Raw genomic sequence first — 12,952 nt, 5'->3', positions numbered from 1 at the left:
GGAGTAGCAGCGCGAAGCGCTGACGGAGGGGGTTCGTCTCGAAACACGCCGCTCGTGTCGACCCCCACCATGCTTCGCATGGTCCCCGTCTCCGTACCGAGGCGAGGAGAATTATCGTTCGATCACGCTTTCACGCGATCCTTGTCGTAGGCGCCAAGGCCGGGCTTGTAGCTCTTCTCGTCGATGAACTGGCGGATGCCTTCCTTGCGCCCGTCATTGTCGTACGAGTTTGCCGCCTCCTGCGCACGCACCAGATAGTCCTCGGCATCGTCATAGCTCATCACGCCGACGCGGCGGATCGCATCCTTGGTCGCCTTCAGCGCCACCGGGTTCTTCTGCAACAGCACATTGGCCACCTCGGTCACGCGGTCCTTGAGCTCGGCGAGCGGCAAGGCCTCGTTGACCAAGCCCCACTCGGCGGCGGTCTTGCCGTCGATATTCTCGCCCATCATCGCGTGGTACATCGCCTTGCGGAAGGGCATCAGCTCGGTCGCGACCTTGGTCGCGCCGCCGCCCGGCAGGATGCCCCAGTTGATCTCGCTGAGGCCGAACTTCGCTTCCTCCGCCGCAAATGCGAGGTCGCAGGCGAAGAGCGGACCATAGCCGCCGCCGAAGCACCAGCCATTGATCATCGCGATCGTCGGCTTCTGGTACCAGCGCAGGCGCCGCCACCAGCCATAGCTCTCGCGCTGCGCTTTGCGCGTGCCGGCGAGGCCCTGCGCCTCGGTCTCGCGGAAATATTCCTTGAGATCCATGCCCGCGGTCCACGCCGGGCCTTCGCCGCTCAGCACGAGTACACCGACATCGTCGCGGAACTCGAGCGCGTCGAGCACCTCCATCATGTCGCGGTTGAGCGTCGGGCTCATCGCGTTGCGTTTGTCCGGGCGATTGAAGCGCACCCAGGCGATGCCGTTCTCGACATCATAGGCGACGACGCCGTTGGCGGAAGTCTCGGTCATGTAGTTCGCTTTCCTTCTGATCGTCATCCCGCCGAAAGCCGGGATCCCATGCCGCAAGCGATGCGCATGCGGCGGGAGGCCCCAGCTTTCACCGGGGCGACGGCATTGCTTCAAATCGGATAATGGCCCGGCTCGGTCTCGATCGTGATCCAGCGCAGCTCGGTGAAGCTGTCGATCCCCGCCTTGCCGCCGAAGCGGCCATAGCCGGAAGCCTTGACCCCGCCGAACGGCATTTGCGCCTCGTCGTGCACGGTGGGGCCGTTGACATGGCAGATGCCCGACTTGATCTGCCTGGCGACCTTGAGCCCTCGCGCGGTGTCCCGGGTGAACACCGATGCGGACAAACCATATTCCGTGTCGTTGGCCAGCTCGATCGCTTGTGCCTCGTCGCGCGCCCGGATCACGCCGACCACGGGGCCGAAGCTCTCGTCGCGGAACAGCTTCATCTGCGGCGTCACCTTGTCGACGACATGGGCCGGCATCAGCACGCCATTCGCCTCGCCGCCGTTCACCTGCACCGCGCCATTGGCGAGCGCGTCGTCGATCAGCGATTTCACATGATCGACCGTCTTCTGATCGACCACCGCGCCGAGCGGCGTCTTGCCCTCGCGCGGATCGCCGACCGGCATCGTTCCCACCTTGGCCGCGAACTTCTCGACAAAGGCGTCGGCGACCGCGTCGACGACGATGATCCGCTCGGTCGACATGCAGATCTGGCCCTGGTTCATGAACGCGCCGAACGCAGCGGCCTTGACCGCCTCGTCCAGATCGGCGTCCTCCAGTACGATCATCGGGGCTTTGCCTCCCAGCTCCAGCAGGACCGGCTTGAGATGCTCTGCGGCGCGCTTGGCGATGATCCGGCCAACCGCGGTCGATCCGGTGAAGTTGATGCGGCGGACATGCGGGTTGTCGATCAGCGCCCCGACGATCGCGGGCGCGTCCTCGGGCGCATTGGTGACGATGCTCACCGCTCCCTTGGGTAGCGCCTCGTCAAACGCTTCGGCGATCAGGCTGTGGGTACGTGGGCATTGCTCGCTCGCCTTGAGCACTACCGTATTGCCGCATGCCAGCGGCACCGCCACCGCGCGCACGCCCAGAATGATCGGCGCGTTCCACGGCGCGATGCCGAGCAGCACCCCCACCGGCTCGCGGATCGCCATCGCGATGCAGCCGGGCTTGTCCGACGGGATCACCTCGCCGCCGATCTGGGTGGTGAGCGCCGCGGCCTCGCGGATCATGCTCACCGCAAGCATCAGGTTGAAGCGTGCCCAGCCTTCGGTCGCCCCGATCTCGCCTTTCATCGCCGCGACGAAGTCCTCGGCCTTCGCAGCGAGCGCATCGGCTGCCTTGGTGAGTGCCGCACGACGTGCGTTGGGGCCGAGCGCCGACCAGGCCGGGAAGGCGGCGGCGGCGGCCTCGACCGCTTGGTTCGCCTGATCGACGGTGAACGCCCGCGCCTCGGTCGCGACCTCGCCGGTCACGGGGTTGAGACGGGTGAAGGTGTCGCCGGGTGCCGGCGGTGCGATCGTTGCCATGACGCCTCTCCTAATATTGCTATATGCTATAGCATTAGGATCGCATTGCAACGGCTATTTGGACCCTGCGCGACGCTCGGGCGCATCAGGCACCGCTATTCCTGTGGCTCGAGGCTTCGACCGGCGCGGACCAGCCGCGCATCGCGAACAACGCGATCGCCCCGATGATCGAGCCCAGCCCCATCAGGATCGCGACCGTCTGGAGCCCGTGGCCCGCGGCAAACAGGAATCCGGCCAGCGCCGGCGCCAGCGCCGATCCGCCGCGGCCGACGCCGATCACGAAGCCGGTCGCCGTGGCGCGCACGCCGGTCGGGAAGGACTGGGCGATCAGCGCATAGAGCCCGACCACGCCTGCGTTGGTCGCGAAACCGGCCAGTGCCGCAACGGTCGAAAGCGCGGCAAGATCGCTCTGCGCGCGTCCGAACACGATCACCAGCACGGTCGAGAGCAGCATCGCGAAGATGGTGAGCGCGAGCAGCCGGATCTTGCCGGTGAGCAGCCCGAGGATCAGCGATCCGGTTGCCCCGCCGATGCTGGCCCATACCAGCACGCCCGCCGCCTCGGGCGGAGGAAAACCCATGTCCACCACGATCTTCGGGATCCATTTGAGGATGAAATAGAAGGTCATGATATGCGCGAGATAGGCGAGGGTGAGCAGCACCGTCGGCCGCATCAGGCCAGGCGAGAAGAGATCGACCAGCGGCACCTTGCGCGCCGCCGCCTGCGGTTCGGGCAGGGCATCGACCGGCGCATGGCCCATCCGCGCGAGCGTCGCGTTGATCCGTTCGAGTGCCCCGGGCGGGCGTTTGTGCATCAGAAACGCGACCGATTCGGGCGCGCGCCAGAGCACCAGCGGGATGAACAGCACCGAGCAGACCGCGCCGAACAGGAACACCGCGCGCCAGTCATACATCGACAGCAGCACCGCCGAGACCGACCCGCCGACGATCGTGCCGACCGGATAGCCGGCGGCCATCAGCACCACCGCCAGCGAGCGGTGCTTCGCATTCGCTGCCTCGGCGACCGCGGCGTTGGTCGCCGCAAGCATCCCGCCGATCCCGATCCCCGTGAGTACGCGCCACGCCGAGAGCACCTCCACGCCGTGCGCGCTCGCCGCGCCGAGCATGCCGACCGTCATCAGGCACAGGCAGGAAAGGATCGTCGCGCGCCGTCCGATCCGGTCGGCCACCCCGCCGAGGAACAGGGATCCGACCGCCATGCCGACCAGCTCCATCGACAGCACGATGCCCAGCGCGGCGCGGTCGATGCCCCAATCCTTGGCGATGCCGGGCGAGGCAAAGCTGATCGACAGCACGTCGAACCCGTCGAGCGCGTTCAAGCCGATCATCGTCGCGACGGCGCTCCATTGGAAGCGCGACATGGGCTCGCGGTCGATCACTTCGCGCGGATCGGTGGCCATATTCCCTCCCACATTCGCTGGTTTGTTATGTCTATTAACAAGTTTAGCGATAGATGCGCGCGCGCATTTCCTCAAGCGCCGTCCGCCGTCTTCGATCACACCCCGCTGCCACTGCAGCTGGCCTCCCGCGAGGGGCAATCCTCCGATAAATTGCTCTATGCCATAACAGTTATTGACGTAAACTAATTAGAGTGCGAACCTCGGCCCAGAATGAAACCCCGTGAGGGTTTCGAGCCTAGGGAGGATTGCATGGCTGGGCATTTGGCATTCACGCGCGCGCACTTCGCTTGCGGTGCCGCGATGGCGCTTATCCTGGCGAGCGGGTTGCTTCCGCAAGAAGCTCACGCCCAGGTCGATGCCCCGCCTGCCGGGGATCTGGCGGCCGAGGATCCGACGGAGATCCTGGTCACCGCCCGCCGCCGCGAGGAAAGCCTGCAGGACACGCCCGTCGCGATCTCCGCATTCAGTGCCGAGATGCTCGAGGACCGGCAAGTCCAGCAGACCCAGGATCTCGAGCGCATCACGCCGAGCCTCCAGTTCAAGCCGGCGGGCCAGCTTTCGGGCAACAGCGCCTCCTCCGTGGTGTTCATTCGCGGCGTCGGACAGGTCGATCCGACCGCGGCGGTCGATCCGGGGGTCGGCATCTATCTCGACGAGGTGTATCTCGGCCGCGCCGTCGGCGGCGCGATCGACTTCGGTGACATCGCCAGCGTCGAGGTGCTGCGCGGGCCGCAGGGTACCTTGTTCGGGCGCAACACGATCGGCGGCGCGATCCTCGTGCGCACGAAGCAACCCGAGCTCGGCGAATTCAGCGGCCGCGCGCGCTTCCGCGTCGGCGGCGACGACTGGTACGAGGGCTTCGCGGCGCTCAACATCCCGATTGGGGAGACCGTCGCGGCGCGCCTCTCGGGCGGATTCCGCAAGCGCGACGGCTATGTGATCCGCGCGTTCGACGGACTCGATCTGGGGAATGAGAACCGCTACTCGTTCGCGGGCTCGCTCAAATGGGAGCCGTCGGCGGACTTCGACCTGGTGATGCGCGCCGATTACAGCAAGCAGGACGAGCATGGCGCTCCGTTCGTGTTCGCAGGGATCAACGAGCAGGCGCCAGTGGCGGCGATCGTCAGCGTCGCGGCGGGCTGCCCCGGCGCGACCATTCCCTTCGCGCCGCTGGCGCCCGGCGATCCGCGCTTCGGCGCGCCCAACGTGCCGCTGATCAACGACGCGCGCTGCGCCAACGACTTCCAGGCGCGCGGCGATTTCGTCAACGGCGGCACCGCGGCGGTGCTGAGCACGTCCGAAGTCTGGGGGCTGGCCGCGACCGGCAATATCCGGCTCACGGATCAGGCAACCGTGAAGCTGATCACGGCTTACCGCGAGACCGAATCGCGCGGCATCCGCGATGCCGACAACACGCCGTTCCTGATGATCACCACCGATGTCGGCTCGAAGTCGCAACAGTTCAGCCAGGAGGTCCAGCTCCAGCTCGATCTGGGGAAGGTGAACGCGATCCTGGGTGGCTATTATTTCAACGAGACCACCAACGAGCGCGCGACCGTGCCGCTGTCTTTCCCGCCTTCGCCGCCGGTGATCGCGTCGATCCTCGCGGGCGGGCCGGCAACGCGCGATCTGCAGATTTCGCGGCTCGAGACCGATTCGGTCGCGGCATTCGGCGAGCTGAGCTGGGAGCCGGTGCAGGGCCTCGAGCTCAGCGGCGGGCTGCGCTACACTTCGGACCGCAAGACCTATCAGGGGACCGTGCTGAACTTGTTCCCGGGCACGCAGCCCGATCCCAGCCCGTTGCCGACGCTGGCGACCTCGCAGGGCGGGCCGCTGTTCATCTTCAACCGTCCCTTCACCGAGACCTTCTCGGCGCTGACCGGATCGGCGAGTGTCCAGTATCGCTGGAACGACGCAATCAGCACCTATGCCTCCTATGCGCGCAGCTTCAAGTCGGGCGGGTTCAACACCCGCTACAATGCCGCGCCCGCCGGCAACCTTCCGGTGCCCTTCGACGAGGAGAAGGTGACCAGCTACGAGGTCGGTGCGAAGACCCAGTTCGGCCGGCTGCGCGTCAACCTCGCCGCGTTCCAGGCAGAATATCAGGACATCCAGCTGATCTTCCGCCAGGGCGTGGTGCCGCTGCTGTTCAACGCGGGCGAAGCGCGCATCCGCGGCTTCGAGGCCGAGGCGAGCCTGCGCACGGCCTGGGGCCTGACCCTCGACGCGGGGCTCAGCATCCTCGACGACAAGATCAAGAGCATCACCCCAGTACCGGGCGCGACCGCGACCGTGGCGCCGGGTGACGATCTGCCCTTCACGCCCGATTACCAGGCGAATTTCGGTATCTCCTACGCGATCCCGCTGGGTGGCGAGACGACGCTGACGCCCCGGATCGACGGCAGCTACACCTCCAAGATCAGCTTCATCACCGGCAGCGTACCGCTGATCGAGGAGGACGGCTATTTCGTGGGCAATGCCTCGCTGACGCTCAAGCTCGACAACGGGGTCGAGCTGAGCGGGGGCGTGAACAACCTGTTCGACGAGCGTTATCTGATTCAGGGCAACGCCTCCCTCGCCACGCTGGGCTATGCCGAGCGCATCTTCGCACGGCCGCGCAGCTGGTATGTGCAGGTCTCCGGGCGCTTCTAGGTTGGGGACCCATATTCAAACTTCGTCATCCCCGCCCTTCGCGGGGATGACGAACGAAGGTGAATTGATTCCCGATAACAACGACTTGTATCGGTTCTTGACCTAGGCCCGGCGCGTCACGGACGTTTCGGGCCAATAGAGGCGCATCGGATTGGCGACCAGCAGCTTGTGCTGCAGCTCGGCGGCAGGCGCGATCGCCGGGATCACATCGACCAGCGCGCCATCGTCGGGCAGCACGCTTTCCATGTTGGGATGCGGCCAGTCGGTGCCCCACAGCACGCGGTCGGGATAGGCCTCGACCAGCGGCCGCACGGCGGCGATGAAATCGGCATAGGGCGGGCCTGCCGGATCGAGCCGGTCGGGGCAGGTCACCTTGGTCCAGATGTCGTCGCGGCTGTCGAGCAACGCGCGGAAGGCGCGCATGTCCGCGCCGTCGGAGCCCTGCCGGACATCGGGCCGGCCCATATGGTCGATCACCACCGGCACGGGAATCGCATCGAGGAACGGCCTCATCTCCTCGAGAATGTCCGCCTCGAAATAGACCACGACATGCCAGCCCAGCCGCGCGATGCGATGCGCCACGTCGAGGAACTTGTCCTTGGGCGCGTCGTCCACCAGCCGCTTGAGGAAATTGAACCGCACCCCGCGGATGCCGCCGTCGTGCAGCGAGTCGAGTTCTCCGTCGGAAATCGCCGGATCGACCACCGCGACCCCGCGGGCCTTCCCGTTCGACCTCGCGATCGCGTTCAGCGTGGCGCGATTGTCGGTTCCGTGACAGCTCGCCTGGACGATCACATTGCGGCTGAAGCCCAGCTGGTCACGCAGCGCGAACAGCATCTCCGGCCCCGCATCCTGCGGCAGGTACTTGGCCTTGGGGCTGAACGGGAACCGCGCCATCGGGCCGAAGACGTGACAATGGGCGTCCACGGCGCCCGGCGGCGGGGCGTAGCGCGGCTTGGATGGCTCGAGCGCCCAGCTGCGGATACGCCCCGCTTCGTCCTTCACGCGAATACCTCTCCATCCATCAATTTACGCGCGGTGCGCAGCATCCCGGCTTCGACCGGGGCGCCGTCCGCATCGACGGTGACCACGCATTCGGTGACGCCCGTGGGATGCTCGACTCCCAGCGTCTTGCTTGTCCCCCCGGGCACCTGCGCCAGCGCCGCGGCGGGCGATCCCTCGATCAGGCATGCCGTCGCCACGCTCACCGCGCCGAGCACCCCGATCGAGGCATGGACGCGATGCGGGATCAGCGAACGCACGGCGATCGCGCCGCCCTCTCGGGGTGCAGCGACCAGCATCATCTTGGGCACCGACTTTCCAGTGACGTCGCCCAGCTTCATCAGCGGCCCGGCCTTCAGGCGGATCGCCTCGACCTTCGCTTTCATAGCGGCATCGGCGTCGAGCGTGTCGCGGTCCTCGTAACCGGTGATGCCCATGTCGCTGGCGGCGATGACCACGCACGGCATGCCGTTGTCGATCAGCGTCACCTTCACCCCGTCGATCTCGTCGGCACCGTTGCCGGTCGGCAGCAATGCGCCGCAGGAGGATCCGGCGGTATCGCGGAAGGCAAGGGGGATCGGCGCCGCGGTGCCGGGAACGCCGCTGATCGCGGCACTCCCCGCGTAGCGCACCCTGCCGCCGGGCGTCTGCACGGTGGCGACGGCGACCTGCCCGGTATTCTCCATGAAGATCGCGACGCGGGTCTCGCCGTCCTGCGCCTGCACTAGACCGCGCTCGATCGCGAAGGGACCGATCCCGGCGAGGATATTGCCGCAATTCTGCGCATCGGTGACGATCGGCTGATCGACGAACACCTGCAGGAACAGATAGTCGACATCGACACCCTCGCGTGCCGACTTGCTCACGACCGCGACCTTGCTGGTCAGCGGATCGGCGCCGCCCATCCCGTCGATCTGCCTCGGGTCCGGCGATCCCATCACGCGCAGCAGGAACGCGTCGCGCGCGGCGGGATCGGCGGGCAGGTCGTCCTTGAGGAAGTAACCTCCCTTCGACGTGCCGCCGCGCATCCACATGCAGCGGATGCCGTCACTCATATTTGAGACCCATCTCGGCCAGTCTCGGGCGCATGTCGTAGATGTCGAGCCCCGGCTCGCCCGCCGCCAGGCGTTTGCGCTTGCTTTCCTCCGCCGCTTCGCGTGCGCGTGCCTGCTCCAGCACTGCCGTGGCATCCTGGCGCTTCACCACGCAAACGCCGTCGTCATCGGCGACGATCACATCGCCCGGTTCGATCGCCGCCCCGGCGCAGACGATCGGCACGTTCACCGACCCCAGCGTGTTCTTGACCGTACCCTGCGCGAACACCGCCTTCGACCAGACCGGGAAACCCATCCGGGTGAGGTCGCGCACGTCGCGCACGCCGGCGTCGATCACGAGGCCGCGACACCCGCGCGCCATCGCGCTGGTCGCCAGCAGATCGCCGAAATAGCCGTCCACGCACGGGCTGGTCGGTGCGAGGACGAGGATATCGCCTTCGCGCAGCTGCTCGATCGCGACATGCACCATCCAATTGTCGCCGGGCGGAGCGGAGATGGTGACGGCGTTGCCCGCGACCCGCGCGCCGGGATAGATCGGGCGCATATAATGGGCGAGCAGGCCGATCCGGCCCTGCGCCTCGTGCACGGTGGCGACGCCTGATTCTCCGAGGCCATCGACGATGTCCAAGGGGGTGCGGGGGGTGTTTTGCACGACGCGTGCCGACATTGGACATCTCCTCTGGGGAACGTGGATGGCGGGGTTGGGGGGAAAGGCAACATCGTACGTGACATGTTCCACTTAGGAATTGATGGCATCCCATAAGTTTTCCGGATATCTTATAGCGGTGCCGCGACCCTTCGAGCTCAATCTGCGCCATCTGCGCGCGCTCTCCGCGGTGGCGGGGCGGGGGAGCCTCAGCCGGGCGGCGGAGGCGGTGGGGCTGTCGCAGCCGGCGCTGACCCAGGGGCTGGGCAAGCTCGAGCGCCAGCTCGAGGTCGCGCTGTTCGACCGGCGGCCGGATGGCGTCGCGCCCACCGCGGCGGGCAGGGCGCTGGCCGAGCGTGCCGAGCGGGCGTTCGGCTATCTCGCCGCGGCGTCGCGGCCGGGGCGCGGCGCGCGCGGCTTCACCCGGCCCGAATGGCTGATGACCGCCACCCAGCTCGACGCGTTCCTGCATTTCAGCGACGCGCAGAGCTTCGTCGGCGCGGCGGGCGCGAGCGGCGCGTCGCAGCCTGCGATCCATCGCGCGGTCCGCGACCTGGAGCAGATCTGCGGCGTGACCCTGGCCGAGCGGCGCGGGCGCGGCACGGTGCTGACGCCCGCCGGAAGGGCGATGGCGCGCGGCGTGCGGCTAGCGGCGCGCGAGATCGCCGCCGGCATCGCCGAGGCGCGGGGCGACGGCGCCGATGTCGATCGGATCACGATCGGGGCGATGCCGCTCAGCCGCGCGCTGCTGCTCCCCCACGCGCTTGCCGCCTGGTTGCGCGAGGCGCCGGAGACGGTGATCGACGTGGTCGAGGGGTCGTGGCGCGAGCTGATCGAGCCGCTGCTCGACGGCGTGATCGACTTGGCGATCGGCGCATTGCGCGAGGCGCCGCCGGCGGGGGTCGAGCAGGTGCCGCTGTTCACCGACCGGCTCGCGATCTTCGGCCGCGCCGGGCATCCGCTTGCCGGGCGGCCGGTGACGCTCGACCAGCTCGCGGCGCGGCAATGGGTCGTCGGCCCGCCGGGAACCCCGCTGCGCGCGCACTGGGAGGCACTGTTCGCCGGCCGGGTATTGCCCGAGGTGCCGGTGGAGTGCGGATCGGTGATGGTGATCCGCGGAATGCTGGCGCAGAGCGACCTGCTGACCCTGCTCTCGCCCGATCAGGTCGCGCTCGAGGTGGAGGCGGGGATGCTCGCCCGGGTCGGTCCCGATTTGCCCGACATGGTGCGCACCATCGGCATCACCACGCGCGTCAACTGGCGCCCCACCGCGCGCCAGCAACGGCTGATCGACCTGATCCATTCGGCCTCGTCTGAAACAAGACTTCCGGAAAACCGATAGCCGGTGAGGCAATTGGATTTTGTTTAGTCCCAGATCCGCCCTAGCCGTGGGGGATGGAGAGAAAGCGGAACATGTCGTGTACGAAGTTGGCTTTCGCCCGATCCCCCGCGTCCACATCCAGGGCGGAACGTCCCCAAGATAGAACGCCGAAAGCGCGCTGGGCGTGAACGCCAAAGTCGCCTTTATCGGCTTTGGCGAGGCCGGCCGCGCCTTCGCGCGCGCCGGCGACGCGGCGTTCGATCTCAAGACCGGCGATCCGGCTGACCGCGCGGCCAAGCTGGCGGACTATGACGTCGGCGGCGTGCATGGCTGCGAGACGGCGCGAGAGGCACTGGACGGGGCTGCGGCCGTGCTGTCGCTGGTGACGGCCGATCAGGCGCTGGTTGCCGCGCAGGACAATGCCGCGCTGCTCGCACCCGGCGCCCTGTGGCTCGACATGAACAGCGTCGCGCCGGGCACGAAGCGTGCGGCGGCAGCGGCGATCGAGGCGGCGGGCGGGCGCTATGCCGATGTCGCAGTGATGGCGCCGGTGCATCCGGCGGGCCTGGCGGTGCCGCTGCTGGTCGCCGGGCCGCATGCCGCGGACGCCGCGGCGGCGCTGGCGGCGATCGGCTTCACCAAGGTCGAGATCGCCGGGCCGAAGGTGGGCGACGCGTCGGCGATCAAGATGATCCGATCGGTAATGGTCAAGGGGATCGAGGCGCTGACCGGGGAGTGCATCCTTGCCGCGAACCGCGCCGGCGTGACCGAAGCGGTGCTCGCTTCGCTCGATGCGAGCTCGAAGGTGCAAGGCTGGCGAGAGCGGGCGGACTATAATCTCGACCGGATGCTGGCGCACGGCACGCGGCGCGCGGCCGAGATGGAGGAAGTCGCCAACACGCTGGCGGAGCTGGGCATCGATCCGGTGATGACGCGTGGGACGATCGCCCGGCAGCGGGAGCTGGGGGCGCTGGGCGTAGTGCCGCCCGAAGGACTGGCGGCGAAGCTGGCGCGCATCGACGGTTCGGCGACGGGGCAAGCGGCGTGAGTGCCATGGCGCGCCCGGACTCTATCCGTCACCCCGGCCTCGTGCCGGGGTCCACTTGGCATCTCGGTCAGACCGGCGAGCCTCTATGGCATCGTGTGCGGCACGGAGGACCCCGGCACGAGGCCGGGGTGACGGCTGGTTCATGTGGAGAGGAACGGGCGTGAGCCTCATCATCGACTGTCACGGCCATTATACCGTGCTGCCCAAGGCGCACGACGCATGGCGCGAGGCGCAGAAGGCCGCGTTCAAGGCCGGAACGCCGTGTCCGCCCTATCCCGAGATCAGCGACGGCGAGATCCGCGAGACGATCGAGGCGAACCAGCTGCGGCTGATCCAGGAACGGGGCGCCGACCTCACGATCTTCAGCCCGCGCGCCTCGGCGATGGCGCCGCATGTCGGGGACGAGGCGGTCGCCAGGGAATGGGCGATGCGGTGCAACGACCTGATCGCGCGCGTCGTCGGGCTGTTCCCCGAGACCTTTGTCGGCGTGTGCATGCTGCCGCAATCGCCCAAGGCGGGCATGGCCGCGAGCATCGACGAGCTCGAGCGCTGCGTGAACGAGCTCGGCTTCATCGGCTGCAACCTCAACCCCGATCCGGGCGGCGGGCACTTCACCCATCCGCCGCTGACCGACCGCTATTGGTATCCCTTCTACGAGAAAATGGTCGAGCTCGACGTGCCGGCGATGATCCATGTCTCGGGCAGCTGCAATCCGGCGATGCATGCGACCGGCGGCTACTACATCGCGGCCGACACGATCGCGTTCATGCAGCTGCTGGAAGGCGACCTGTTCGCCGACTTCCCGACGCTGCGCTTCATCATCCCGCATGGCGGCGGCGCCGTGCCATATCATTGGGGACGCTATCGCGGGCTGGCGGACATGCTCAAGAAGCCGAGCCTCGACACGCATCTCATGAACAACATCTTCTTCGACACCTGCGTCTACCACCAGCCGGGCATCGACCTGCTCGCCGACGTGATCGCGAACAGGAACATCCTGTTCGGGTCCGAGATGATCGGCGCGGTGCGCGGGATCGATCCGACCACCGGGCATTATTTCGACGACACCAAGCGTTACGTCGATGCGCTGGACATTTCCGACGCCGAGCGCGCGGCGATCTTCGAGGGCAATGCGCGGCGGGTGTTCCCGCGGCTGGACGCCAAGCTGAAGGCGCGGGGGTTGTGATGGTTCTGGTTCACGCGGAGGCGCGAAGGCGCGAAGGCAGTTTCACGCGGAGGCGCGGAGACGCGGAGAGCTGCCCCTGCCGCGCCAGCGGCCTCCATTCCAAGCGGCCAGTCAAATATCATGCGAAT

At 67.4% G+C, this 12,952-nt stretch carries 10 protein-coding genes; 4 read left to right on the top strand and 6 right to left on the bottom strand.

The annotated features are described in order from the left end of the window. Window positions 1–122 precede the first annotated feature (122 nt). The 3 genes from ACO227_RS17400 to ACO227_RS17390 form a co-directional block, all read right to left on the bottom strand. Entirely contained in the window at window positions 123–959 is an 837-nt protein-coding gene (locus ACO227_RS17400) for a p-hydroxycinnamoyl CoA hydratase/lyase (RefSeq protein WP_423603527.1), read from the bottom strand. A gap of 110 nt (window positions 960–1,069) precedes the next feature. Continuing rightward, a complete protein-coding gene (locus ACO227_RS17395) occupies window positions 1,070–2,494 on the bottom strand; it encodes an aldehyde dehydrogenase (protein WP_423603525.1) in 1,425 nt (474 codons plus the stop codon). An 85-nt stretch (window positions 2,495–2,579) separates the two neighbouring features. Then, window positions 2,580–3,914: an MFS transporter gene (locus tag ACO227_RS17390; protein ID WP_423603523.1), complete on the bottom strand. Its 1,335-nt coding sequence runs from the start codon at window positions 3,912–3,914 to the stop codon at window positions 2,580–2,582. A gap of 300 nt (window positions 3,915–4,214) precedes the next feature. Between ACO227_RS17390 and ACO227_RS17385 the strand changes: the two genes are divergently transcribed. Next, window positions 4,215–6,566, top strand: a complete 2,352-nt coding sequence (locus ACO227_RS17385) for a TonB-dependent receptor (RefSeq protein ID WP_423603521.1) — start codon at window positions 4,215–4,217, stop codon at window positions 6,564–6,566. 102 nt (window positions 6,567–6,668) lie between these two features. Here the strand turns inward: ACO227_RS17385 and ACO227_RS17380 are convergent, their stop codons facing one another. From ACO227_RS17380 to ACO227_RS17370, 3 genes are read right to left on the bottom strand one after another with little or no spacing between them, the layout of a single operon-like run. Beyond that, window positions 6,669–7,571: an amidohydrolase family protein gene (locus tag ACO227_RS17380; protein WP_423603519.1), complete on the bottom strand. Its 903-nt coding sequence runs from the start codon at window positions 7,569–7,571 to the stop codon at window positions 6,669–6,671. Further along, window positions 7,568–8,623 carry a 4-oxalomesaconate tautomerase gene (locus tag ACO227_RS17375; protein WP_423603517.1) on the bottom strand — a complete coding sequence of 352 codons (1,056 nt, stop codon included), beginning with the start codon at window positions 8,621–8,623 and terminating at the stop codon, window positions 7,568–7,570. The genes ACO227_RS17380 and ACO227_RS17375 overlap by 4 nt, the downstream gene beginning before the upstream one ends. Then, complete coding sequence (locus ACO227_RS17370) at window positions 8,616–9,290, bottom strand: 4-carboxy-4-hydroxy-2-oxoadipate aldolase/oxaloacetate decarboxylase (protein WP_423603515.1); 675 nt, start codon at window positions 9,288–9,290, stop codon at window positions 8,616–8,618. The genes ACO227_RS17375 and ACO227_RS17370 overlap by 8 nt, the downstream gene beginning before the upstream one ends. 118 nt (window positions 9,291–9,408) lie before the next feature. On the opposite strand from ACO227_RS17370, the gene ACO227_RS17365 reads away from it, so the two are divergent. From ACO227_RS17365 to ACO227_RS17355, 3 genes are all read left to right on the top strand, one after another. Next, window positions 9,409–10,611 (top strand): LysR family transcriptional regulator, encoded by a 1,203-nt coding sequence (locus tag ACO227_RS17365; protein ID WP_423603513.1) that lies wholly within the window; start codon window positions 9,409–9,411, stop codon window positions 10,609–10,611. Between the two features lie 163 nt (window positions 10,612–10,774). Beyond that, entirely contained in the window at window positions 10,775–11,638 is an 864-nt protein-coding gene (locus ACO227_RS17360) for a DUF1932 domain-containing protein (RefSeq protein WP_423603511.1), read from the top strand. Window positions 11,639–11,798: 160 nt separating this feature from the next. After that, entirely contained in the window at window positions 11,799–12,824 is a 1,026-nt protein-coding gene (locus tag ACO227_RS17355) for an amidohydrolase family protein (RefSeq protein WP_423603509.1), read from the top strand. Window positions 12,825–12,952 lie beyond the last annotated feature (128 nt).

Origin of the sequence: Sphingomonas sp. MS122 (genome assembly GCF_049532975.1) — a bacterium.
Lineage (GTDB): Bacteria > Pseudomonadota > Alphaproteobacteria > Sphingomonadales > Sphingomonadaceae > Sphingomonas.
This window is presented reverse-complemented; position numbering and strand designations above follow the sequence as displayed.

Bases quoted from the DNA above. Each gene is read 5' to 3' on its own strand.
- ACO227_RS17385 (WP_423603521.1), top strand. From the start codon at position 4,215: ATGGCGCTTATCCTGGCGAGCGGGTTGCTTCCGCAAGAAGCTCACGCC.
- ACO227_RS17400 (WP_423603527.1), bottom strand. From the start codon at position 959: ATGACCGAGACTTCCGCCAACGGCGTCGTCGCCTATGATGTCGAGAAC.
- ACO227_RS17370 (WP_423603515.1), bottom strand. From the start codon at position 9,290: ATGTCGGCACGCGTCGTGCAAAACACCCCCCGCACCCCCTTGGACATC.
- ACO227_RS17375 (WP_423603517.1), bottom strand. From the start codon at position 8,623: ATGAGTGACGGCATCCGCTGCATGTGGATGCGCGGCGGCACGTCGAAG.
- ACO227_RS17390 (WP_423603523.1), bottom strand. From the start codon at position 3,914: ATGGCCACCGATCCGCGCGAAGTGATCGACCGCGAGCCCATGTCGCGC.
- ACO227_RS17395 (WP_423603525.1), bottom strand. From the start codon at position 2,494: ATGGCAACGATCGCACCGCCGGCACCCGGCGACACCTTCACCCGTCTC.